This window comes from Luteimonas sp. Soil_C_16, assembly GCF_057657295.1.
This window is the reverse complement of sequence record NZ_JBDGIS010000005.1, coordinates 239,275-262,769: the sequence shown is the minus strand read 5'-3', so window position 1 is coordinate 262,769 and position 23,495 is coordinate 239,275. Positions and strand designations below refer to the sequence as shown.

Below are 23,495 nucleotides of genomic sequence, written 5' to 3'. Positions count from 1 at the left end.
TTTGAAGCACCTGAGCGAACGGCGACATCAGGGCGGGAGGTCAGGGCACCGGTGCGCCTTCGGCTGCGCTGGTGTCTACAAGAATGTAGTCGTCGTTTTTCGTCCACCGCGCCTGACCGTCCGAGAGCTTGACGCAAGGCTGGCCATCGCAAGAGGTGATCGAAACGCTCTGTAGCGCTTCCATGATCTGCGCGTCGACGCTTGCGCGCTCTGCGCGCTGGAGATTGCTCCATGCTACGTAGCCGGTTATGCCAATCGTCAGTGCCGACGCAACAAGCAGCGCGCCAAGCGCTTTCCATCCGAGCATTCTCATGTGGGCGCCCGCAGCCGCTTGATCGCGCGCGAGTTGCTCGGTGATGCGAGTCAATCTATCTCCGGCCTCGGAAATGGCTTCGACTGCTGCGGGAATTTCTTGGGACAACACTTCGCGGACCGCGAGTTTTGCGCTTTGAGCGATTTCTGTTTTACCGGCGACGACCTCCCGCCCAACACTGGCAGCGGCAGCGCGCAGGTCGATCGCTGCGGCGGACTGGCTCGCAGTCGCCTTTTCGCACTCGTGGGTCAACCTACCGGCAAGGAGCGCCGCGTTCGCAACGAAGTCTTCCATGCTTGATCGATCCACAGCTCACCTGCTTGGCAGATGCCCCCCTGGGCGTAAGCCGCATGTTGCCAGAGTCGGCAGTAGGGCAGTCAATCGCGCTTGCGCATGAAGGGCTTCATCACACGTCACCAAAGATCATCCGCGACTTGCAGAGCGAAGAAGGTTCGAGCAGCGTTCAGTCGGTGCTGCGAAGGTGCGATAAGCCATAGATGTGTTGCGCGTCACATTTTTTTTCTAAGTGTTAGCCGATCAGCTGCAATCGCGGTGACACATTGCGGGCAGTTGCCACGCGCTTCGAACTGAACACAGCTCGCGCCGTGCTGATTTGCTTGACGCTCGAAGCGTGGCGCAGATATGTTCGGCGAAAGTTCAGGTTGGCGGGAGCGGCTACTGCGCCCTCGTCAAGGGGTAAGGAAGTGTTGAGACAAGGAGTTTGCACAGGGGGCGATTCGTAGGCACTGCCTGCGCGCTGTATCGACAAGAAGAGAAGATTTTTTGGTGCGGGGCGTCGGTGCTGCGTGTCTGAATCGTGTGAGTCTTTTTTGAATGCAGTGACGCAGGTCTGCGCAGCGCTCTGATTGAGGGCTGTCGCGGCCAGGCCGTGGCTGCTTCTTGCCGATGGTGATTGCGTGATTCGTAATGTGCCGATTCGAAGGGCCCTAGGCCTCGCGTGCGTTCTTGCAGTGATCTCTCTTGTTGGGTGTGCAACGCCCTCTGCGCCTGATCCGCGCGGCAAGTGGATGCCGGTGAACCGCCTTGCGGATGCGCCGCAGGCAATCCCGCTCAACCAGGTCTATGTCTTCCAAGCGTCTCCGGCTGACGGGACGCTCAAGACGATGCTCACCCGATGGGCCCGCGATTCGCGGATGACCCTGTCGTATCTGCATCCAAACGACTACACCCTCTACGGACCGGTAGGCAGCATTCGCACGCCAAGCCTCGTGGAAGCGTCTTCAGCGCTGACCGCCGCCTACGCCAGAGAGAACGTGGTTGTTGCCGTTGATCACTCGACGATCGTCGTAAGCGTTGCTGGCAGTCAGGGCGACCCTGCGGACATGCAGGGCAACATCGATGCTGCGGCCGCCACCGGCGCAGGGGCGAACTGATGTTTGGTAAGAAAAAAACGGATACGCCCGCAATCGAGCGCACCGTCGCCCAAGGCGTGAGCTTTGAGCTCACGCTTACCGAGCGCGCGCTCCGAAGCGAAAAGCGCGCGTGGCTCGTGGCGTGGAGTGCTATCGTCATGGCGCTGATCCTTGCGGGCGGCTATCTGCTGTTCCTCCCGCTGAAGGAGAAGGTGCCTTACCTCGTGATGGCCGATCCCTATACCGGGACCGCGTCGGTTGCCCGCCTCGTCGGCAACTTCGAGAACCGGGACGTCACGACCGAAGAAGCCATCAACAAGAGCAACGTGGCGCAGTTCATTCTCGCCCGTGAGTCCTATGACTCGGGCCTCATCGGACAGCGCAACTGGCGGACAACGCTGTCGATGGCAGGGCCTGCGGTGGCGCCTGCCTACACGGCGCTGCACGCCGAAGCCAATCCAGAGCGACCCTTTCGGGTCTACGGCGCAGCCAAGGCACTCCACATTCGCATTCTCAGCATCGTGCTGATTGGCGGAGGCGAGGGTCGTCGTCCAACAGGCGCGACAGTGCGCTTTCAGCGCAACGTCTACGACAAGGGTCGCGGTCGGTCGGATCCACTCGACAACAAGATCGCCACCATGGAGTTCACCTACAACCAGGACCTGCGATTGAACGACGAAGACCGTCTTCTCAATCCGCTTGGGTTTCGCGTTGTGAACTACCGCGTCGACAACGACTTCGCGCCATCGCCCGCGTCGCCTGGCGTGGCTGAGCTGAGTCAGGCGCCGGTGCAAGCCCAGGCACCCGCCTTGGGCGCTGATCCGGCAATGCTGGGCGCGCCGGCGGATGCGGCAACAGTGAACGGGGCAGTCGCCTTGCCAGCCATGCCGGCTGAGCAGATGGAAGCTGAGGGCGCACAAAGGGGAACGGAATGATGGGTCGTTTGATGCAAGTGTGTCTGCATCTCGGGCTGGCCGCGCTTTTTGCTGGCGTCTGCGCGCCTGCATCCGCGCAAGTCGTCGAGGAGTACGAGTATGGCGCTGACAAGATCTACCAGGTCCGCACGGGCCTTGGCATCACCACGCAGATCGAGCTCAGCCCGCACGAGGAAATCCTCGATTACAGCACCGGTTTCAGCGGTGGGTGGGATATCAGCCGGCGTGAGAACGTCTTTTACTTGAAGCCAAAGAACGTCGACGTCGATACGAACCTGCTTGTTCGGACCGCCGCGCACTCTTACATCTTCGAACTCAAAGTTGTGGCCACGAACTGGCGCGCGCTGGACCAGGCAAAGGCCTCCGGCGTTCAATACAAGGTTCGCTTTCTCTATCCGACCGACACAAAGTTCGCGGGTCAGGCGACGACTACGGAAGAGCCGTCGTCCGAGCTCAGCACCGCGATCGAGCCGGCGCGCGATTACTACTTCGCCTACGAGTATTCCTTCCATAAGCGCCAGCCGACGTGGCTCGTGCCTGCGACGGTCTATGACGACCGGCGGTTCACTTACATCCGCATGGGAGATCGCTCGCGCTTTCCCAGCGGCAATTTCCCGGCAATTTTTGCCCGCGACAGCGAAGACGGTGATGAGTTCATCGTCAACTCGACCGTGGAGGGGGACACCATCGTCGTGCACGGCACCTACGCCTTCCTCGTTGTGCGCCACGGTGAGAATGCAGTTGGCCTGCGCAGGAGACCGGAACTGTGAATCAAATTCCGCCCAATGAGCATGATGCTCGCGACGCCGAGCGTCACCAGGCGCCTAATCCCTACGCACGCCGCGACTATGCGGATGCACCCTCGCTTGACGGTGAAGCGCCCTATCTGAGAGCTGATGACGTCCAGCGCCTCAATCGCAAAGCGCTCGTGTTCCTCGCCGCCATCGTGATCGCGCTGATGGCGATTGCAGCGTGGCTACTTTTCGGGAGCTCCTCAGATGAGGAGGCTGGGCCGCGCCGTCCTGCGAGCGAGCAGGTCGTAATCCCGGCCGCGCCGCGTGATCTGCCTGAGTTGCCGCCAGAGCGCGCCGTCGCGCAGGCGCCTCCGGTAGAGGATCTTCCGCCGCTTCCGGTGATTGACGATACGCGCCCGCCGCAATCGTCGAGCATGCCGAACATGGACTCGCTGCGCGGCGGCATGCCGTCCTTGCTTGACCGGCGTATGGAAGACGCAAACGCCGGCGCATCGATGGGCAGCACTGAACCGCAGGGCGGCCAGCAGGGCATGAATCCTCAGGACTACGCCGCAATGCTGACCGGGCAGCCGCAGCAGCAGGCTGGGAGAGGGGGCCCGCCGGATGGCCTGACGAGTGCACGCCCGCTGTATCAACCTGACACCCTGTTGCTCCGCGGCACCTACATTCGCTGCGTGCTGCAGTCGCGCGTGATCTCAGACTACCCGGGCTACACCTCGTGCATCGTGACCGAGCCGGTGTATTCGGTGAATGGTCGGCGCCTTCTGTTGCCGCGCGGCTCGAAAGTGCAGGGCAGCTACGGCTCGGATGAACTCATCGGCGATCGCGTCGGCATCATCTGGGACCGCGTGACCACGCCCAATGGTCTCGACATCAACATGAAGAGCCCAGGCGTCGACATGCTGGGGTCTGCGGGCAACGCAGGCCATTACAGCGCGCATTGGGGTCAGCGCATCTCGTCTGCGCTGCTGATCAGCATCCTGAGCGACGCCTTCAAGTATGCAGCTGCAGAGAATGGCCCGCCCACGACTTCGGTCGTGAACGGCGGTCTTGTCCAGAACCCCTACGAGAGCACAACAGCTCGCACGATGGAGCGCCTTGCCAATCTGGCGCTCGAACGGAACATGACCCGTCCGCCGACGGTGACGATCAATCAGGGCACGATCGTCGCTGTTTACGTTTCGCGCGACGTTGATTTCTCGTCAGTGATCCGCTGATCGACGCAGCCCAGATGAACGCCGAAACCGCAATCCTCGCCCAGGTGTCGAATGAATTTCTCGACTACCAGTACGAGATCCTGGGCATCCGGGAGCACATGCAGTCGGCGGACGTTACGGAAATCTGTATCAACAAGCCGGGCGAGCTCTATCTTGAAACCAGGTCGGGCTGGAACCGCGTCGAGGTGCCATCTCTCACCTTCGAGCGCGCGAGGCAGTTCTGCACATCGGTCGTCAATGAAAGCAACACCGGTCAGCGCATTACGGATGCGGACCCGATGGTGTCGTTGACCTTTCCAACCGGTCAACGCGCGCAGTTCGTGATTCCGCCGGCCTGCGACTCCGGAAAGGTGTCGATCACCATCCGTCTCCCTGCGCGGTTTGGAAAGACGCTGGAGGAGTACGAACGGGACGGATTTTTTGCCGAAATCGTGGAGCAGCAGCACACGATCAGCGAGTACGACCAAGAGCTTTTGGAACTCAAGCAGCAGCGCGACTACTCGGCGTTCTTCCAGAAGGCCGTCCAGTACCACAAGAACATCGTCGTATCGGGCGCAACCGGCAGTGGCAAGACCACTTTCATGAAGTCGCTCGTGCACCACATTTCACATCAAGAGCGTCTGGTCACGATCGAAGACGCGCGCGAACTGTTTCTCTCTCAACCCAATGTCGTGCACTTGCTCTACTCGAAAGGTGGACAAAGCGCGAGCAACATTTCCGCGAAGACCTGCATGGAGGCCTGTCTGCGTATGAAGCCTGATCGCATCATTCTGGCCGAGCTTCGCGGCGATGAGTCGTTTTACTTCATCCGCAACTGTGCCTCGGGCCACCCGGGCTCGATCACCAGTTGCCACGCTGGCAGCACGTCCCAGACTTGGGATCAGCTTGCGCTCATGGTGAAGGCGTCCGCGGAAGGTGCAGGTCTTGAGTTCGAGGTCATCAAGCGACTCCTGAAACTCACCATCGACGTGGTGGTGCATATCAAAGCCCACGCAGGGCGCCGTTTTATTACCGGGATCGACTTCGATCCGGCGCGGGGACTTGCGGCATGAAGCGCATTTCCTCGAAGCGTCGCCTAGCAAGGCCGTTGATCAACGCTCATACGATCGCAAGCTGGAGGCCGCGCTGATGTTGCCCGGTATCGAAATGATGGCGTGCACAGACCTGGCTGTCCCAGCAGAGGTCATGCACCACGTGGTGAAGGTCGAGTCGTCCTTCAACCCGTTTGCAATCGGTGTTGTTGGTGGGCGCCTCGCCAGGCAGCCGCGTAGCCTCGGCGAGGCCCTCTCCACGACACGCATGCTCGAGCAAGAGGGCTACAACTTCTCGCTCGGTATTGCCCAGGTCAACCGCTACAACCTCACAAGCCAAGGTCTTGATAGTTACGAGAAGGCGTTTGACATTTGTCCTAACCTCCAGGCGGGTTCGAGGATCCTGGCCGAGTGCTACGGGCGCTCGGGTCGGGACTGGGGCAAGGCGTTTAGCTGCTACTACTCTGGCAACTTCACCACCGGTTTCCGGCATGGCTACGTCCAAAAGGTCGTTGCGTCCTGGCAGGGCGCGGCAGCGGGCGGGGTGCAGGCAGCCGCAATCCCGGTGATTCGATCGCAAGGCGCCGCGCCGCGCGCAGCGCGCGTGAGCAGCCCGCCGCCGGCAACCGCCAGCCTGATCGCGCGACGCATTGAGGAGGCGGCGATGTCGAGCCGCGTTCAAGAGACGCTTTCGAGCGCCGCTAGCCTGCCGCCCACGCCTGTCGCTGCGAGCCCCGTCGCCCCCGCGGCTGTGCGGCCCGTCGGCGTGGGCGCAGGCACCCCGCAGATGCTGGACGACGCCCCGGTAATTGTGCAGCTGATGGGAGCGCCTGCCACGCCGGCTGGCGCAGCGATGCTGCCGCCGACTCCGCAGACCTCTCTAGCACCGCCACCGCCACCGGCACCGGCACCGCCAGCTCGCGATGCGGCGTTTGTGTTCTGAATTCAAGTTTTATCCGGCCAATGGACGGGCCACGCATCACCCTTCAATTCCTTCACTTGCTAACGAAAAGGGGCTCCCCATGAAAAATGCACTCTCGATCAAGTCCGCCCTGCGCAGTGGCCGCGCCCACGCCGTCGCCGCTGGTGCGTCGCTCGCACTTTTGCCTGTCATGGCCATGGCGCAGGACGGCAGCGGCGCGACCAACCGCGTGACCCAGTTCTTTACGAACCTCACTGGCATTTTGAACGTCGCATCTATCGCTGTCGTTACGATCGCGGTGATCTTCGCGGGCTACCAGATTGCGTTCAACCACAAGCGTATCGGCGACGTCGCACCGGTTCTCATTGGCGGCTTTCTGATCGGCGCCGCGGCGCAGATTGCCCGCATGTTGCTGCCCGACGACGTTATGGCGACTGGCATGGTCGTTGTCGACAGCCTGATGCGGTATGCATAAAAACGCGCTGTTTCGAGGCTGCACGCGCCCGCCCATGTTTCTGGGCGTGCCCTACATCCCGTTTGCGATTGGGGCGGGTGCGTGCTTGCTTCTGACGTTTTACATCAACATGTTTTTCCTGCTCCTGCTGCCCATCGTGATCATGGCGATGCGGCAGATGGCGCGGCGCGATGAGATGGTCTTTCGTCTGCTCGGTCTGCGATGGCAGTTCCGCACGAAGGTCAAAAATATCAAGCATCACAACGGCATGTGGGTGTTCACTCCGAACAGCTACCGCAAGACGTTCGAACAGCCCACGAAGGACTAGCAACATGCTTGCGCCCGACACTTCCATCTCCGAGTTCATCCCCTTGTCTGCCCATGTGTCCCCGCATGTGGTCAAGACGACGGGCGGAGACTTCCTGATCACTTGGCGGCTTGACGGGCTGCCCTTCGTCGGTCGGGAGGAGTGGGAGCTAGAGCACCGGCACAACACCTTCAATCGGATGCTGCAGACGCTCCGCGCGCCTGACTTCGTCAATGTTGCGTTTTGGGTTCACGACATCCGCAGACGCGGCAGGATTGACGTCGCCAATTACTTCCAGCAGGCCTTCAACCAGCAGCTTTCCGATGAGTATTTCGAGCGTTTAACGTCTCAGAAGATCATGCAGAATGAGCTTTACCTGACAATGATCTTCCGGCCCATTGTGGTCGGTAAGAGATTTGTCGAGAAGTCTGCAGATGTCGTGCGGCTACAGAGCGAGCAGGATCAGGCGGTCAACAAGACGATGGAACTTGCGGGCAACGTGGAGGCCGTCCTCAAGGATTACGCGCCGGTGCGCTTGTCGATGTATGAGGCTGATAACGGCGTCGTTTTCTCCGAGACGTTGACCTTCTTTGGCTATCTACTCAATCGCATTGACGAGCCGGTGCCGGTGCTTCGCGCGCCCGTCTACGACTACTTGCCTGTGGCGCGCCACATGTTCTCGGCGAAGTCGGGAGACTTCGTGATCAATGCGCCGGGCGGAGAGAACCACTACGGCGCAATCCTCAACATCAAGGAGTTCACGGACGCCACCTACCCGGGCATCTTGAACAACCTGAAGTATCTCGACTTCGAATATGTCATCACGCACTCCTTTAGCCCCATGGGGCGCCAGGATGCTCTCAAGGTGCTCGACCGCACCAAGGGCATGATGATCTCCTCCGGGGACAAGGCCGTCAGCCAAGTGATCGAGATGGATCACGCGATGGACCAGGTGGCGTCGGGCAATTTCGTGCTTGGCGAGTATCACTTCCTGATCGCGCTGTATGCGGAGGACCAAAAGTCGTTGTCGCAGAACATCGCCACCGCGCGCGCCGAGCTGTCGAATGCAGGATTCGTGTCGGTCAAGGAAGACTTGGCGGTGTGCTCGTCGTTCTATTCGCAGTTTCCAGCCAATTGGAAGTTCCGCACGCGCCTTGCCAATGTCAGTTCGTTGAACTTCCTTGGCCTCTCGCCACTGCACAATTTCGCGACGGGCAAGAAGGAAAACAATCCGTGGGGGCAGTGCCTGACGGTGCTCCAGACCACGAACGGCCAGCCCTACTACTTCAACTTCCACGCCACGCATCCGGCCGAAAACTCGCTCGGGGAAAAGGCGATTGGCAACACCATGGTGATCGGCAAGTCCGGCACCGGTAAGACCGCGCTGATAAACTTCCTGCTCAGCCAGGTCCAGAAATATGATCCGGCGCCCACCATCTTCTTCTTTGACAAGGACCGCGGCGCAGAGATCTTTGTGCGCGCCTGCGGGGGCAACTACCTCGCGCTCGATAACGGTCAGCCGACGGGCTTCAATCCGTTTCAATGTGAGCGCACGGACTCCAATGTGCAGTTCCTTGGCAACCTCGTGAAGGTGCTGGCCGGTAAGAGCAGCTATACGGCCCGGGAAGACGAGGAGATCTTCCGCGCGGTGGAAAGCATGCTCGACATGCCCAAACACCTCCGCTCGATGACTAATTTCCAGAAGAGCCTGCCCAATATGGGCGACGACGGACTCTATGCACGCCTTCGCAAGTGGACAGCAGGCAACACGCTCGGATGGGTGTTCGACAATCCGGTGGACATCATCGATCTCGACCGCGCGAACATCATCGGATTTGACTACACCGACGTGATCGACAACGCGGAGGTTCGCGTCCCGGTCATCAACTACCTCCTTCACCGTCTTGAAGAGCTGATCGACGGCCGCCCCCTCATCTACGTCATGGATGAGTTCTGGAAGATCCTCGACGGCGGCGGCGCGCTCAAAGACTTCGCCAAGAACAAGCAAAAGACAATCCGTAAGCAGAACGGTCTTGGCATCTTTGCAACCCAGAGTCCTGAGGATGCACTGGCCAGCGACATCTCGGCGGCGCTGATCGAGCAGACAGCGACTTTGATCCTCTTGCCAAACCCGAACGCCTCGCGCGCGGACTACATGGAAGGCTTGAAGTTGACGGAGGCGGAGTTCGAGGTCGTGGCCAACCTGGACGAGCGCTCGCGCTCGTTCCTTGTAAAGCAAGGCCATGGCTCGACGGTGTGTCAACTCAACATGCGGGGCATGGACGATGCGCTCGCGGTCATCTCGGCGAGCACGGACAACATCGAAGTGATGGATCAAATTGTGCGGGAGGAAGCGGGGCGGCTAGGTATCGATCGCTCGGAGCTTTCGCCTGAGCAGTGGCTCGAAGCGTTTTACGAGAAGCGGAAGGGCTCGCGTGCCTCAACGCCCCAGGTGGAGGCCCGCGGTGGCCGCCGGGCTACAGCAAATTAGTTGAGACCGTTTCACTCTTTCATCGATTTGAACAAATAGGTTGGAGGTGGACCATGGCATCGAAAACACATCGCTCGAGCGCGAAGACGAATTTTCGCGACGCATGGATTCGGACGTTTGGATCTTCCGTTTCAGCGCCGAAAGTGAGCCCTCAGGTCAAGATCGCAATTGCTCTTGTCGCGCTGCTTGGCACGGGCGTTGCGGCGGCCGCTTGGCAGGTCACTGACACGAGGACACAGGACCGTATCCGCGAGGTGGAGCGTCGACTGGGTAATGACGGAACCGTTACCGGGCGGGCTGCCGAGCTCAATCGAAAGCTCCAGATCGCGCCGCGCGGCGGCACGACTCCGGCGATGATCGTTGAGCCGACGGGCGAGGAGGCGCTGAACGCAACGCAGCCGAGCACGACGGCGGTTGCGATCGATCAGCTTTGCACCACGGGCGCCCAGACCACGCTGGGTGAGCAGCAGCAGCGCCTGTGCCAGGACTTGGCGCGGACTGAGCTCGCGCAATACCGGTTCTCGCTGCGGATGTTCGAGCGGGCCAAGCAAAACTACGACCGGTTGAAGCAGATTGAGGATCATCGCCGGAGCCTTGGTGCGGATGACTACGCCAACATCCAGCAGAACACCAACGAGATCCTGGCCCTGACCGCGCTCATGGATAACGACCGTGACCGCTACCAGACCTACATGGCCGCTTATAGCGCGCGCATCTCGCACATCAGGAACTCGCAGACTGCCTTGACGCGGAATGCGCTCAAAGGCAGCGGCAGCCTGAGCTTGACCTCTCTGTAATCGGACGAAAGCATCATGTCATTTGATCCGAGCGGCTTTGTTTCGTGGGCATTTTTTGCCTTCATCTTCGATGTGGTGAATACCAGCATCGAAGCATTTCAGGACGCGCTCCTCGGACGCACAATGCGGTGGGTCAGCAGTGTTGTGTTTATGCTGTTGTCGCTCTGGGTGTTCTTCCAGGGCTTCATGATCGTCACGGGTAGAAGCCGCGAATCGCTCATGGGGCTCGTGGTCGGCTCCCTCAGGGCGTTCTTGATCGTCATTGCGGCGACTTCCATGTCCTTCGCGGGCACAAACATCACGCAGACGCTGACGACTGACTTGCCACGCGGCATCCATCAGATGATTTCGGGGGACGACGACGACGTCCAAGACGCCATCGATGCAAACCTCACTCGCATGGGGCTCATCTTTGCGCTTGTCGACGCGCTCCCGTCGCAGGAAAGCGAGCCCAATGCAGCTGCGCAGCGAAGCATCACCTCGCTGACAGGCATTGGCATCGCAGGCCCGTCGGTTGTGGGCGGGGCAATGCTACTGCTCTACAAGATTGCGCTTGTCTTGTTCGTTGGGTTTGGTCCGCTTTTCATTCTCGCGCTCTTGTTTGATCAGACGAAAGATCTATTCAAGCGATGGCTGCTTTACGGGATAGGCACTATGTTTGCGATGGGCGTGCTCGCTGTCATGGTGTCGATCGCAACCCAGATTGTTGCGATCTCCGCAGCTACGATGATTGCCGCATATACGCTGTCAAGTATGGGCATGACGCCTGGATTTGGAGGCGGGCTGAATTCCGCTGCTGTTCAGCAGGGCGGTGTTGGTCTGATCATGTCGGTTCTCATGGTGATGGCGCCGCCGATGGCTGCGATGTTCTTCAACGGCACGCTGGGGCAATTCGCGGCGAACTCGAGCTTTGGCAATGTGGGTCGCAACAGTTCGGGCCAGACGTCTGACTTCAAGCAAGACTATGTGGGCCGTGGAGATCCGCCGCCTCCTCCGAGCGAAGGGAAGGTGGGCAAGCCGCGATGAGAGCTTTTCGCTGTCAGATAACGCGAGTAGGTGGACCTATGAATTTTATGCTTCGGTTGAGTATTGCTTTGCTTCTCGCCTCCCTATGGGCACTGCCGGCAGTCGCGCAGCAGCCGGGGACGCCCGCCTATAACCAAGTGTTCCTCCCGGCACATGGAGTCGGCGACACGCGTCAGAAGCCCATGTCTTGGGGCAGCTTCGCGATGAGCGAAGAGAACAACTGGTCGGGCTGGGTCGTGGATGCAACCTCGGAAGGCGCAGCGCGCCAAGCTGCTCTGGAGAACTGCGCGTCGCGCGGCGGCACGAATTGCGCGGTGGTGTTCACATTTGCCAACGCATGCGCGGCAGTTGCGGCGAGCGATCACGACAGCTTTTGGGTGCAGGGCTATGACCTCCCTGACGCTAGAAGGCGCGCTTTGGAAGGGTGCGGAAAGAACTGCGAAATCTTCCGCGAAGGGTGCTCTCCTTCCAGCAAGACTCGCTAGTGATCACCTTTAGGTAGATGCAAGCTTCGTTGCTTGCAGCGCGAGAACTTGATGGGTTTTGACGCGCTGAGCGATGCGCATTTGGAGGCGAGTTGAGAAATTTCAGGACAGTCGTAAAGCCGAGGGCCCGGCTGGCTCTAGCCTTTCTTCTATCGATTGCTGCCGCTGGCTGCACTGGCACTAACACGGACTCAGGCTCAATGAACGCAGATACCGATACGCGCGACGACGCAGCCCCGCTGCGTAATCTCAACCCGGCTCCTCAGAAGGGGTACGACATCAAGGTCGTCCTGAAAGATCCGCCTGGCCCATTCGCGGAGATCGATGCGGCTGCGCAGTACGACGTCTCGAACGCTGCCGAGTGCGGTGAGCCGCAGCCCCTCTCGGGAGCGATCCCGCGGATATCGACCAATGAAAAGGTCAAGCTGACGCGCGTCTCCGACACCGAGTTTGCGGGCACAGTGTTTGTTGATCAGGTGCTCGATGAGGATTACTACGGACGCGGTGTGTGCCATTGGGAGTTCGTAGAGGCCCGGGTAAGCCTGCGCGAGTCGAGCGATCCGATGGCAACCGCGTTCGTGGCCGCGCTGGAGGCCGACGCGATCGAGCAGGGTGGCTCGAAGCCCACATTTTTTTGGGAAGGTCACTACCCCAAAGCTGAAATCGATAACTACGCTGAGTTCGGGGATCCGTCGCTCGACAATGTGCCGGACGCGCAGAGGTCGGAGTTTTTTGTAGTTGAAATCTCCGCGCAGCAGGCGCAGCCGTGACCGTGCCGTCCCAGCAGTATGCCGGGCTCGCCAACGACAGCTACGAGGATCGCCGCGTCGGCGTGCGTAGTCCGCCCTACAACGAGCACGTGACGATCGAGGGCGTTGATTACCGCATCCGGGAGCATGTGAACAATGCGCGGACCGGCTACCAAGGCACGGTCTATCAACGTGCAGATACGGGAGAGATCGTTGTTGCGCATCGCGGCACCGAGCAGATCTGGAAAGACGGCGTTGTCGCAGATGGCTCCATGGTGGCTAATCGCACCAATCCCCAAGCGAACGACGCGATCGAGCTGACGCGGCGCGCGATGGGTTATGCCGAACAGTCGAACAAGACACCCGGACGCGCGGCGCCAGAAGTGACGGTCACTGGGCATTCGCTGGGCGGCACGCTTGCGCAGGTCTCGGCGCACCACTTTGATCTGCGCGGTGAGACCTTTAATGCCTACGGCGCGGCAAGTCTTGATCGCCGTATCCCCGAGGGTGGGAGCCGCGTGGTCAACCACGTGATGGCTGCTGACGCGGTGAGCTCCGCGAGTCCGCACTACGGACAGGTTCGCATCTATGCGACCGAGCGCGAGATGACGGTTCTGAATCAGTCGGGCTACAAAGATGGTCGCATTGCAGATGCGCTGACGCCGGACCTTCCGCTCGTTGCCGCAGGCAGATCATTCGGTTCTCACAGCATGCACAACTTTCTCCCCGTTGATGGGGATGGAAAGCCGGACCGCTCGGTCTTGGGCGACCGCGCGGCAATCGACCGCGCTGCCGAGCATCAGCGCCCGATCAACAATTACCGGGAGGACATGGAGACGCTGCGGCGCGGCACAACCGTCATCTCCCGTGGGCCGGGCGGAATCATTCGCGACGGCATCGATCACCTCAGGGGACCCTTGCCTGCGGGCGAGCCGGCACGGCGCGAGGAAGAAGCGCGCGGGCGTGATGGGCGCCGGGCGTCTGTCGACAACGCTGGCGAACGCGGCGATGTCCAGCTCGCGCAAGTGGAGCGCGGCCCTCAGCAGGATTATCTCTCGCGTCTGTTTGATGCTGCCAAGAGCGACAGTCCTGACGCGATACGGACGGCGAGCCAAGACCTTCAGAATTCAGCAACGGGCCAGGCGTGGCAGCAGCGCGCCGACACCGAGGCGCAGCAGCTTGCCCAGCGAGACGCATCGCAACAGCAATCCCCGCAGCACCAGGACGTGGCCCGAGGCTAAGGCGCCTTCGGATGCCCTGCGACTAGGAGAGGTGATGAAACGCATAGCGTCATTCGCGACCGCTGCACTCGCGCTCAGCTTGGCGAGCTGTTCGCCAAGTGGCGGGGAGGAGGTCGCGCCGCAGTCCGCCCCTACTGATATGCAGTCTGCCCAAGCTCAGGACAAGGACACCCGCATGGTTGCGCTCAAACCGCCGTCGCCTGACAGCATCCTCTATTTCATTTACGAGCGTGATGGCGACGGAGCGCACAGCTTCGAGGTTGATGGCGGCGACATCATCAGCTATTGGTTCGGGCACGCGTTTGACGTTGGCGGCAAGCATTATTTCACCGGCTTTACTTCGCGCTCGGCCGGCGCCGACTCTGATTCCACGACGATGGAACCCGGCCATGTCGCTATCGGTCAGGCGACTCTGGTGCAGGTCGACAAAGCGGGTCAGCCAGCGTGGTCCCAGCTTGCGACCGATGGCTACGTTGGAGAGTTTGGACGTAATGATCAACCGGACGCGATCGACGAGTCGCGGCGGCCGGAGAGCCATGACCTCGGAGACGGACGTTTGCTGCTCGCGGTGCCTACCCGGCAGTTTGACGACGGCGTCGCGGCAACCGGGTTTGCAATGTTTTTGTTCGATCCGGACAACGTCGATTCGCTAGCGTTCCGGACCTGGGGGTATGTAGGGACGGTCCAAGCCGGAAGCGACAATTCAGCCGCGTGCGAGGGCGGCGTTTTGACCTGCGCTGTGAGCGCCGGTGCCATCTCGTTGGAAACCGATCCACAGTCTCAGCTCCCGGCGATCCGCGTCACGCTTTCCGGTGAGGCCGTTTCGGGGCCGGGCCAGGTGCGTTCACTTGGGCCAACGGATGAGGTAGTCTTCAAATTCGACGCGAATGCAGGGCAATACCAACCCTGACCCACTTTCGAGTTGACCGCTCTGCATATGACTCAAGGATTGAGTCCGGTTGACGTCCTGCGGCCCGCCGCGGCCGCACTTCATCTGAGGAGCCAATGATGGCCGGTCCTAACGACAGAGCAGCTGTTCTCGACATTATCGAACGCGAAGCCGAGCAAAGCGGCATTCCGCGCGACGACTTCCTTCGATTTGCCTACATCGAGACAGGCGGTCAGTTCAACGCTGACGCACACAACCGATCGAGCGGCGCGAAGGGACTGTTTCAGTTCATGCCCAGCACTGCAGCCGAATTCGGACTGACGGGGCGCGAGTTCGACGCAACCGCAAATACGGATGCGGCGGCGACGCTTTACGCGCGTAATCGCACGCAGATCACCAACCGCTCCGCCGACACCGGTCATGCATTTCTCTCTGGTGCTGAGGCGCCAAATGGCCTCGACATGTATCTGGCGCATCAGCAGGGCGGCGGCGGATATGCGTCAATTCAGCGGGCGATTGCGACTGGCGAGTTCTCGCGGTCGGATACGCGGACGAACATTCTGGGCAACGTTGCTGCCGCCGATTTCCAGCGCGTGACTGGGCAGCCACACTCAGCGCTCTCCGGTATGAGCGATCGCGACTTGGCGACGTCGTTCACTCAGTACTGGACGGCAAAGTATGCCGCGATCGAGATCCCGGACCGCGGCATTGTGGCGACCGCGACTCTGCCAGGTGCGCGCGAGCGTTCCAACCCTATGGCGGATGGCGTTCTCGAGCGCGGAGAGCGTGGCGACGAAGTTCGCGCTATGCAGGATGCGTTGAACCAGCTCGGCTTTCGGGATGGGCAGGGCGGGAGCCTCGAGACAAACAGCGGTATCTACGGACAGCGCACACTCGAAGCGGTTCAAAGCTTCCAGCTCGCCAACTCACTGGAACAGACGGGTCGAGCAGATCAGGCGACGCGTGATGCGATCACCGCGCAGCTGGCTAGGCCGGAAGCCGAGCGAAGCGCTGCGCCGCAGCCCGTAGAACGCGCGCCGGGCAGGGCGGTGTGGCCGTCGCCAGGCAATGCGCAGATCAACGAGGCCGACAAGCCGCGCGAAGGTCGGGGCGAGTTCGGAACGCCGCGCAGTAGCGGTCAGCCGCATGGCGGCATTGATATCCAGGGCAATGTCGGTGATCCGATCGTCGCGTTCGCAGGTGGGCGCGTCAGTGTCGCGCCAAACAATGGCGCCGCCGGCAACACCGTGCGCATCCAGCACGACGACGGATCGTTGACCAAGTATTTCCATCTCGAACAATTCTCTGTGCGAAACGGCGAGCGAGTGGAGGCGGGTCAGCAAATTGGCACGATGGGGCGCAGCGGCAACACGCCGGCACAGGGCGATACCCATCTGCACTTTGAGCTACTGCGAGATGGCCGCCGCGTCGACCCGCTGCCCGTGCTTCGGGGTAGTGAGCAGGTGTCCGTCGACAGCGCGGCGCGATCGGGCGGGGCATCTGATGGCCCTGCGCGTCTTGGCGCGTCGGGCGCGACTGTCATTGCGCTGCAAGAGCAGCTTAATCGGCTCGGGTATCAGGGCGAAGACGGCAACGCACTTGAGGTTCGTAGCGGCGTATTCGGCGCGCAGACCGATCATGCCCTGCGCGCGTTCCAGGCAGATCGAGGCCTCGAGGTTGATGGGATCTTTGGCAAGGAATCTCAGAAGGCTATGGCCGGCGCTGCGAGAGAGCAAGGCGGCGCTGGCGATATACTTCGCCAAGGCGATAAGGGTCAGGGCGTCAACGGGTTGCAGGAGCGCCTGAACGCACTCGGCGCGACGGACGCCGCGGGACGCGGACTGGCGGTCGACGGCACTTTCGGCAACTCGACGCGCGAGGCGGTCCTCAATTTGCAGCGCGCTCAGGGTATCAAGGTAGACGGCATCGTGGGGCCAGAAACGCTGGGCAAGATGAGCGAGCTCGCGCGTGGGCGGCAGGCGCCCGGCCAGGAGCAGCCTTCGGCCGCGGATACGTCCCGCGAATCTCAGTCTTCGTTCGTCGAGCGCATGCTCGCAGCCGCGAAAGACGCAGACGGGCTTGAAATTCGGCGCATCGTCGACGGACTTGCGTCTAGCGACCAAGGGCAGCAGTGGCAGAAGCAGGCTGCGGAGCAGGGCAACAATGAGCCTGCGAAGTCAAACCCTGATTTGTCGCGGTAAGGAACAAGTGCGTCGTAGTTGAGGTTATCGCGCCGTCTGCCGCCAGTGCACCAGCCCCCTACGGTTGGTGCGCTGGCCAAGCAGCCAATCCGTCTCGCGTGCTCTGTAAAGGATTTCCATGAAACCCCGCATTTTCATGACTGCTTTGGGGCTGCTGCTCGCAAGCTTTGAGCTCTGCGCGCAAGGCATGTATCAGCGGCTCAACTACCGAGACAATGATCCGTTCTTGTTCTGCGAGCAGGGTCAAGACATCAAGAGAGCGCCGATGCGGTGCTGGATGCCTTTGCCGCCCTTTACAGGGAATTTTATGGTTATGCCGTATTGCCATCCTAATCCCTACGGCAAATCCTGGTCGAGCGACGATACGCTCTCGCTGAGGGAGTACTTGACCGTATGTCCTGCCGGCGTCACGCCTGGCAGGTGGGAAGGGCCAGGACAGAAGGATATGACGCCTCATCAGCACTGAGCCGATAGAACCTTCGATCTTGGGTTGTCCCCGAGGGATGCGCGAGCCTATGACGAAGCGATAAGGCACCTCTGGACAGCGCTCGCGGCTTATGAGCTGCGGGGCTAACACTTCACGCGACTGACCGCGCGTGAGGTACTGCAAGTCAGGCGAGACGGTTTAGTACTGCACGGTTTAGAACTGCTCTCTCAAGAGATGATTCGTTGCCGCATAGAGTTCGCGGTGCGGGATGGCATGTTGACCGAATCTGCTGCGAAGCAGCTGCTGATGCGCAATCTCGTTGAACGACCCAGCCGTTTGGGTCAGATCTGTTTCTGCTTCTATCCGCTGTCTGAGGCCTTCGAGTCCGGCTTGCGTCCTCTACTTGCCCACTGGGGCGGCGAAGCGATCTACCAACTGCACGCAGGTAACCCACAGATGGGCACCGCTCTGGGGGAGATCTGGCAACCATCTGGAGTTCCGGCTCACGTGCCGATTGCAAACCTTTCGCCCCGCGCGGCTGGCACGGGGCCCGCGATCGGCGCGGCTGATAGACTGTGCAGCGCTGTCCGGGCTGGCGCCCACGCGCCGCGCGGCCACGTCTTTCCCACTTTTGCCGCGTGCGCGCGGCTGCAGGAGTCCGGATTCATGGCGATCAAGGTAGGCATCAACGGCTTCGGCCGCATCGGCCGCAACGTGCTGCGTTCGGCAGTGGAGAACTTCGACGGCGACATCGAGATCGTCGCGATCAACGATCTGCTGGAGCCGGACTACCTGGCCTACATGCTGTCCTACGACTCGGTGCACGGCCGCTTCAAGGGCACGGTGTCGGTCGAGGGCAACACGTTGACCGTGAACGGCAAGCAGATCCGCCTGACCCAGGAACGCGATCCGGCCAACCTGAAGTGGGACGAGGTGGGCGCCGACGTCGTCATCGAGTCGACCGGCCTGTTCCTGACCAAGGGCACCGCACAGAAGCACATCGACGCGGGCGCGAAGAAGGTGATCCTGTCGGCGCCGTCGAAGGACGACACGCCGATGTTCGTGTTCGGGGTCAACGACAAGTCCTACGCCGGCGAGGCGATCATCTCCAACGCCTCGTGCACCACCAACTGCCTGGCGCCGATCGCCAAGGTCATGCACGACAAGTGGGGCATCAAGCGCGGCCTGATGACCACCGTGCACGCGGCGACCGCGACGCAGAAGACCGTCGACGGCCCGAGCAACAAGGACTGGCGCGGCGGCCGCGGCATCCTGGAGAACATCATTCCGTCCTCGACCGGTGCGGCCAAGGCCGTCGGCGTGGTGATCCCGGAGCTCAACAAGAAGCTCACCGGCATGAGCTTCCGCGTGCCGACGTCCGACGTGTCGGTGGTCGACCTGGTGGTCGAACTCGACACGCCGGCAAGCTACGAGGAAATCTGCGCCGAAATGAAGGCGCAGAGCGAAGGCGCGCTCAAGGGCATCCTGGGCTACACCGAAGACAAGGTCGTCGCCACCGACTTCCGCGGCGAGACCTGCACCTCGGTGTTCGACGCCGAGGCGGGCATCGCGCTCGACCCGACCTTCGTCAAGCTGGTCAGCTGGTACGACAACGAGTGGGGCTACTCCAACAAGTGCCTGGAGATGGTCCGCGTGGTCGCGGCCAAGTAACCGCGCAGTCTCGCGACGCGATACCCGAAGCCCCGCACATGCGGGGCTTCTTGTTTTCGGACGTTCGCCGCGTAAGGTGGCTGGGCGCGCCCCTCCGGCGCCGCGGGGGTGCCATGGAAGAACTCGTCGTACTGATCGGGCTCGCGCTGCTGACGGTGCCCGTTCTGCTGGTCGTCGGACTGGTCATGCTGTTCGGCCTTCGCCGCCGCGTGGCCGATCTCGAAGACCTCAGCGAGCGGCTGCGCGCGGAGATCGCCGGTCGGGCGATGCCGGCAGCGCCTGCGCCTGCCGTTGCATCGCGCGCTGCGCCTCCCGCTTCGGTAGCCACGCCCGTCGAGAGCCCATCGGCTGCGCCGCCGCCGATCGCCGAACCGCTGCGCCCCGCAGCGCCTGCACCCGTCGCAGGCCCGCCGCCGTTGCCGCTCGCGCTGCCGCGCGCGAGCTGGCGTGATGCGGATCCCGTGCGTTCCGCGCCGTCCGATGCGCCGCGGGCCGCACCCGCCGCTCCGGCAGGGCCGGACGTGTTCGAACGCGGCCTGCGTCTGGTCCGGCAGTGGTTCACCTCCGGCAATGTGCCGGTGAAGATCGGCATGCTGGTGCTGTTCGCCGGCGTGGCCGCATTGCTCAAGTACGCCAGTGACGCGGGCCTGCTGCAGGTGCCGGTGTCGCTGCGCCTGGCCGGGGTGTCGGTGGCCGCGGTGGCCGGGCTGGTGTTCGGCTGGATGCGACGCGCCAGCCATCGGACATTCGCGCTCAGCCTGCAGGGCGGCATGATCGGCATCCTGTTGCTGGTGGTCTTCGCCGCGTCGCGGATGTTCGGCCTGGTGCCGATGGAATTCGCGTTTGCCGCGAGCGTGGCGCTGGTGTTCGGCGCCGGTGCGCTGGCGGTGCTGCAGGGCGCGATGGCACTCGCGGTGTTCGCGGTGCTGGCCGGCTTCCTCGCGCCGATCTGGCTGTCGACCGGCGGCGGCAATCACGTCGCGCTGTTCGGTTACTACGCGGTGCTCAACGCGGCGATCGTCGCCATCGCGTGGTTCCGCGCCTGGCGCCTGCTCAATCTGCTGGGCTTCGTCTTCACATTCGGCATCGGCACGCTGTGGGGCGTGCTCGATTACGAGGCTGCCGACTACGCGTCCGCGCAGGCGTTCCTCGCGGTGTTCTTCGCGATCTATCTGGCGGTGCCCCTGCTGCACGCGCGTCGCAGGCCGGTAGGGCGTCGCGATCTGATCGATGGCTGCCTCGTGTTCGGCACGCCGCTGATCGCGTTCTCGCTGCAGTCGGGGCTGATGCGTGACGACACGACCACGCTGGCCCTGTGCGCGCTCGGTCTCGCGGCGGTCTACGCCGGCCTGTCGTGGTGGCTGCGTCGCGGCGGTCGCTTTGAAGTGCTGCAGCAGTCGTATGCGCTGTTGGCCGCGGGCTTCGCGACGCTGGCCGTGCCGCTGGCGCTGTCGGCACAGGCCACCGCCAGCGTGTTCGCGCTCGAAGGTGCGGCGCTGGTGTGGCTGGGGCTGCGTCAGCAGCGGCGCTTGCCGCGCTGGTCGGGCATCGCGCTGCAGATCGCGGCGCTGGTCGCGTATGTGTTCGCGGCCGGCAATACGACGATCGACGAGACGCCGTTCGTGCACGGCCTGTTCGTCGGCGCGATGTTGTTCGTGATCGCCGGGCTCGCGATTGCCTGGGCGTATTCCTGTGCAGGTGCCGTCGCGCCCGCGCGCATCGCCTACGTCTGGGCGATGTTCTGGTGGCTCGGTGCGTGGGTATTCGAACTGCAGCGCGTGCTGCCGGGACGCGACGTCCCCGATGCGTGGCTGGTGCTCGCCGCGGTCACCGGCTGGCTGGCGGCGGAGCGCAACCGGCGCGTGTTCGATCCCTTGCTGGCCGGCACCGCGTGCCTGGCATTGGCGGCCGCATTGCCGCTGGCGGTCCTGCAGGCCGAAGCGCATCAGCAGCCGTTCGCCGGCAACGGCGTCTGGGCGTGGCTGGTGTTCGCCGCGCTCGGCGTGCGCAGCCTGTTGTGTCTGCGCGTCGGCGACAGCGGGTTCGCCCGCGCCGCGCAGTTCGTCTGGTGGCTGCTGTGGCCGTTCGCGGTGTCGCTGTTGCTGGTGCAGCTGTCCGACCGGATCGGCGGCGGCGATGGCTGGTGGCTCGTGGCCGCGGTTGCGCCCTGGCTGGCGATCAGCGCGGTGGCGCTGCTGCGTTGGCCGTGGCTCACGCACCCGCTCGGCGCGGCGTTCGATCCCATGCGCGGGGCATTCCGCACGACCTGTTGCGGGCTGCTGGCGCTCTGGTGGTGCGTGGCGCTCGGCAACGCCGGCGACCCCGCACCGCTGCCGTGGATCGCGCTGCTCAATCCGCTCGACCTCGCCCAGATCGCGGCGCTGCTGCTGATCGCACGCTGGGTGTGGTCCGGCGACGCGCCGGTCGGCGCGCGCGCTCGCATGCCGCTGCTGTCGGTCGGCGCGTTCCTGCTGGTCACCGCGATCACGCTGCGTGGCGCGCATCACTGGGGCGGCGTGCCGTGGAGCATGGCGCTCGTCGACAGCAGCCTGGCGCAGACCAGCCTGACCATCGTGTGGAGCGTGCTCGGCGTACTCGGCTGGGTCATCGGCTCGCGCCGCGGCCAGCGCGTGCTGTGGCTGGCGGGCGCAGTGCTGATGGCGATCGTGCTGGCGAAGCTGGTGCTGGTGGATCGCAGCCATCTCGGCAATCTGTGGGGCATCGGCTCGTTCATCGCCTACGGCCTGCTGTGCACGGTCGTCGGCTTCTTCGCGCCGGCGCCGCCGCGCACCGCCACCTTCGAACCGGCACAGGAGGCCGGCGCATGAACCGGACTCTGAAATGCCTGGCTGTCCTCACCGGTGGCGTCCTCTGCAGTGTGGCGATCGCAGCCGCCGGCGACGCGGCCTTCGTCGCGCAGTGGCCGCTGGATCTGCCGTCGTCCGATGCCGGTGCCTACCAGGTCGAACTCGATGACGCCGTCTACGCGACCACGGTGTCGCCGGCGCTGCGCGATCTGGTGATCGTCAACGGTGCGGGCCGTCAGGTGCCGGCGCTGCTGCAGTCGGCGCCGGCGCCCGCGGCGCGCCGCACCACGCAGGCGCTGGCGTGGTTCCCGCTGCCGGCGACGGCCGCGCGCGTCGGCAGCGACATCGCCGCGATCAGCGAGCTCGATCCAGACGGCCGTCTGCGTCGGATCCAGTGGCGACCCGCGCCGGGCGACGCGCCGCCGGCCGCGGTGCTGGTGGATGCCAGCGCATCGGCGTTGCCACTGCAGGCGCTGGTGCTGGACTGGGGCGTCGCGGACGTGGCGTTCGAACGCACGATGCGGGTCGAAGGTTCGGAAGATCTGCGCGACTGGCAGCCGCTGTCCGCAGGCGGTCGTCTGCTCGATCTGCACCGCGGCGAAGCGCGGCTGGTCGAGCGGCGGATCGTGTTCGATACGCCGGTGCGCACGCGCTATCTGCGGCTCTCGCCGGGTGCCGGCGCCGGTGCGATGCCGGCAATCGTGTCGGTGACCGGTGAATCGCCGGCGATGACCGATGCGCCGGCCCTGCAATGGCGTGCCCTCGAGCCGGTAGGACCGGCCGATGCGCAGGGTGGGCTCGTGTTCCATCTCGACGCGCGCGTGCCGGTGACGCATGTCGATCTCGGTTTCGACGGCAACGCGACCGCGCGCTGGACGCTGTCGGTGCGCGAGAACGAGGCGGCGCCATGGCGCACGGTCGCCAGCGACTGGCTGGTCTATCGGATCGGCGCGGATGCGGGTTCCCGCACGCCACCGCTCGCGCTCGATGTGGCCGTGCGCGAGCGCCAGTGGCGTCTGGTGCCGGATGCACCCGCTGCCGGCACGGCGCCCGTGTTGCGACTCGGCTATCGGCCGGAGCGTCTGGTGTTCGTCGCCGAGGGCGCCGCGCCGTTTTCGCTGCGCGCGGGCAGTGGTCGCGCGAAACGCGTCGATGCCGCGGTGGCGCCATTGCTGGCGGATCTACGCGCGCGCAATGGCGGTCGCTGGGCACCGGCCGTCGCGACGCTCGGCGCGCGGACGGAACTCGCCGGCCCAGCCGCACTCGACGACACCCCGCCGCGCGACTGGGGCACCTGGCTGCTGTGGGGCGTACTGGTGCTGGGCGTGCTGCTGGTCGGCGGCTTCGCGCTGAGTCTGCTGCGGGCGCCGAAGCCGCGTTGAAGGGGCGGGTGAGAGCGCGCTC

21 protein-coding genes are annotated in these 23,495 nt (G+C 63.0%); 20 read left to right on the top strand and 1 reads right to left on the bottom strand.

Annotated elements, in window-relative coordinates; translation table 11 throughout:
- Positions 1-40 precede the first annotated feature (40 nt).
- Positions 41-607, bottom strand: a complete 567-nt coding sequence (locus tag AC3A5T_RS11755; protein ID WP_487628723.1) for a hypothetical protein — start codon at positions 605-607, stop codon at positions 41-43.
- 734 nt (positions 608-1,341) lie between these two features.
- Here AC3A5T_RS11755 and AC3A5T_RS11750 point away from each other — a divergent pair.
- The 20 genes from AC3A5T_RS11750 (at position 1,342) to AC3A5T_RS11655 (ending at position 23,473) form a co-directional block, all read left to right on the top strand.
- Entirely contained in the window at positions 1,342-1,707 is a 366-nt protein-coding gene (locus tag AC3A5T_RS11750) for a hypothetical protein (protein ID WP_487628722.1), read from the top strand.
- Positions 1,707-2,621 carry a VirB8 family type IV secretion system protein gene (locus AC3A5T_RS11745; protein WP_487628721.1) on the top strand — a complete coding sequence of 305 codons (915 nt, stop codon included), beginning with the start codon at positions 1,707-1,709 and terminating at the stop codon, positions 2,619-2,621. The genes AC3A5T_RS11750 and AC3A5T_RS11745 overlap by 1 nt, the downstream gene beginning before the upstream one ends.
- The gene (locus AC3A5T_RS11740; protein WP_487628795.1) at positions 2,621-3,391 is read left to right on the top strand and encodes a TrbG/VirB9 family P-type conjugative transfer protein; all 771 of its coding nucleotides are present in this window, start codon (positions 2,621-2,623) and stop codon (positions 3,389-3,391) included. The genes AC3A5T_RS11745 and AC3A5T_RS11740 overlap by 1 nt, the downstream gene beginning before the upstream one ends.
- Complete coding sequence (locus tag AC3A5T_RS11735; protein ID WP_487628720.1) at positions 3,388-4,593, top strand: TrbI/VirB10 family protein; 1,206 nt, start codon at positions 3,388-3,390, stop codon at positions 4,591-4,593. The genes AC3A5T_RS11740 and AC3A5T_RS11735 overlap by 4 nt, the downstream gene beginning before the upstream one ends.
- Positions 4,594-4,607: 14 nt before the next feature.
- Entirely contained in the window at positions 4,608-5,645 is a 1,038-nt protein-coding gene (gene virB11, locus AC3A5T_RS11730) for a P-type DNA transfer ATPase VirB11 (RefSeq protein WP_487628719.1), read from the top strand.
- A gap of 88 nt (positions 5,646-5,733) precedes the next feature.
- Positions 5,734-6,567 carry a lytic transglycosylase domain-containing protein gene (locus AC3A5T_RS11725; protein ID WP_487628794.1) on the top strand — a complete coding sequence of 278 codons (834 nt, stop codon included), beginning with the start codon at positions 5,734-5,736 and terminating at the stop codon, positions 6,565-6,567.
- Between the two features lie 79 nt (positions 6,568-6,646).
- Positions 6,647-7,021 carry a TrbC/VirB2 family protein gene (locus AC3A5T_RS11720; protein ID WP_487628718.1) on the top strand — a complete coding sequence of 125 codons (375 nt, stop codon included), beginning with the start codon at positions 6,647-6,649 and terminating at the stop codon, positions 7,019-7,021.
- On the top strand, positions 7,014-7,328 hold the full coding sequence (locus tag AC3A5T_RS11715) for a VirB3 family type IV secretion system protein (RefSeq protein WP_487628717.1): 315 nt from the start codon (positions 7,014-7,016) through the stop codon (positions 7,326-7,328). The genes AC3A5T_RS11720 and AC3A5T_RS11715 overlap by 8 nt, the downstream gene beginning before the upstream one ends.
- 4 nt (positions 7,329-7,332) lie before the next feature.
- Complete coding sequence (locus AC3A5T_RS11710; RefSeq protein WP_487628716.1) at positions 7,333-9,798, top strand: VirB4 family type IV secretion/conjugal transfer ATPase; 2,466 nt, start codon at positions 7,333-7,335, stop codon at positions 9,796-9,798.
- Between the two features lie 53 nt (positions 9,799-9,851).
- On the top strand, positions 9,852-10,595 hold the full coding sequence (locus AC3A5T_RS11705; protein WP_487628715.1) for a hypothetical protein: 744 nt from the start codon (positions 9,852-9,854) through the stop codon (positions 10,593-10,595).
- A gap of 15 nt (positions 10,596-10,610) precedes the next feature.
- A complete protein-coding gene (locus AC3A5T_RS11700) occupies positions 10,611-11,621 on the top strand; it encodes a TrbL/VirB6 family protein (RefSeq protein WP_487628714.1) in 1,011 nt (336 codons plus the stop codon).
- Positions 11,618-12,106 carry a DUF4189 domain-containing protein gene (locus AC3A5T_RS11695; protein ID WP_487628713.1) on the top strand — a complete coding sequence of 163 codons (489 nt, stop codon included), beginning with the start codon at positions 11,618-11,620 and terminating at the stop codon, positions 12,104-12,106. The genes AC3A5T_RS11700 and AC3A5T_RS11695 overlap by 4 nt, the downstream gene beginning before the upstream one ends.
- 200 nt (positions 12,107-12,306) lie before the next feature.
- Complete coding sequence (locus AC3A5T_RS11690; RefSeq protein WP_487628712.1) at positions 12,307-12,876, top strand: hypothetical protein; 570 nt, start codon at positions 12,307-12,309, stop codon at positions 12,874-12,876.
- Positions 12,873-14,096: a Tle-like phospholipase domain-containing protein gene (locus AC3A5T_RS11685; protein ID WP_487628711.1), complete on the top strand. Its 1,224-nt coding sequence runs from the start codon at positions 12,873-12,875 to the stop codon at positions 14,094-14,096. The genes AC3A5T_RS11690 and AC3A5T_RS11685 overlap by 4 nt, the downstream gene beginning before the upstream one ends.
- Before the next feature lie 175 nt (positions 14,097-14,271).
- On the top strand, positions 14,272-15,006 hold the full coding sequence (locus tag AC3A5T_RS11680) for a hypothetical protein (RefSeq protein WP_487628710.1): 735 nt from the start codon (positions 14,272-14,274) through the stop codon (positions 15,004-15,006).
- A 95-nt stretch (positions 15,007-15,101) separates the two neighbouring features.
- On the top strand, positions 15,102-17,186 hold the full coding sequence (locus AC3A5T_RS11675; protein WP_487628709.1) for a peptidoglycan-binding protein: 2,085 nt from the start codon (positions 15,102-15,104) through the stop codon (positions 17,184-17,186).
- A 118-nt stretch (positions 17,187-17,304) separates the two neighbouring features.
- Entirely contained in the window at positions 17,305-17,652 is a 348-nt protein-coding gene (locus AC3A5T_RS11670; RefSeq protein ID WP_487628708.1) for a hypothetical protein, read from the top strand.
- A 627-nt stretch (positions 17,653-18,279) separates the two neighbouring features.
- Positions 18,280-19,284, top strand: coding sequence for a type I glyceraldehyde-3-phosphate dehydrogenase (gene gap / locus AC3A5T_RS11665; RefSeq protein ID WP_487628707.1), 1,005 nt, complete (start codon positions 18,280-18,282; stop codon positions 19,282-19,284).
- A 113-nt stretch (positions 19,285-19,397) separates the two neighbouring features.
- Complete coding sequence (locus tag AC3A5T_RS11660) at positions 19,398-22,112, top strand: DUF2339 domain-containing protein (protein ID WP_487628706.1); 2,715 nt, start codon at positions 19,398-19,400, stop codon at positions 22,110-22,112.
- On the top strand, positions 22,109-23,473 hold the full coding sequence (locus AC3A5T_RS11655; protein ID WP_487628705.1) for a DUF3999 family protein: 1,365 nt from the start codon (positions 22,109-22,111) through the stop codon (positions 23,471-23,473). Before AC3A5T_RS11660 ends, AC3A5T_RS11655 begins: the two co-directional genes overlap by 4 nt.
- Positions 23,474-23,495: the final 22 nt, after the last annotated feature.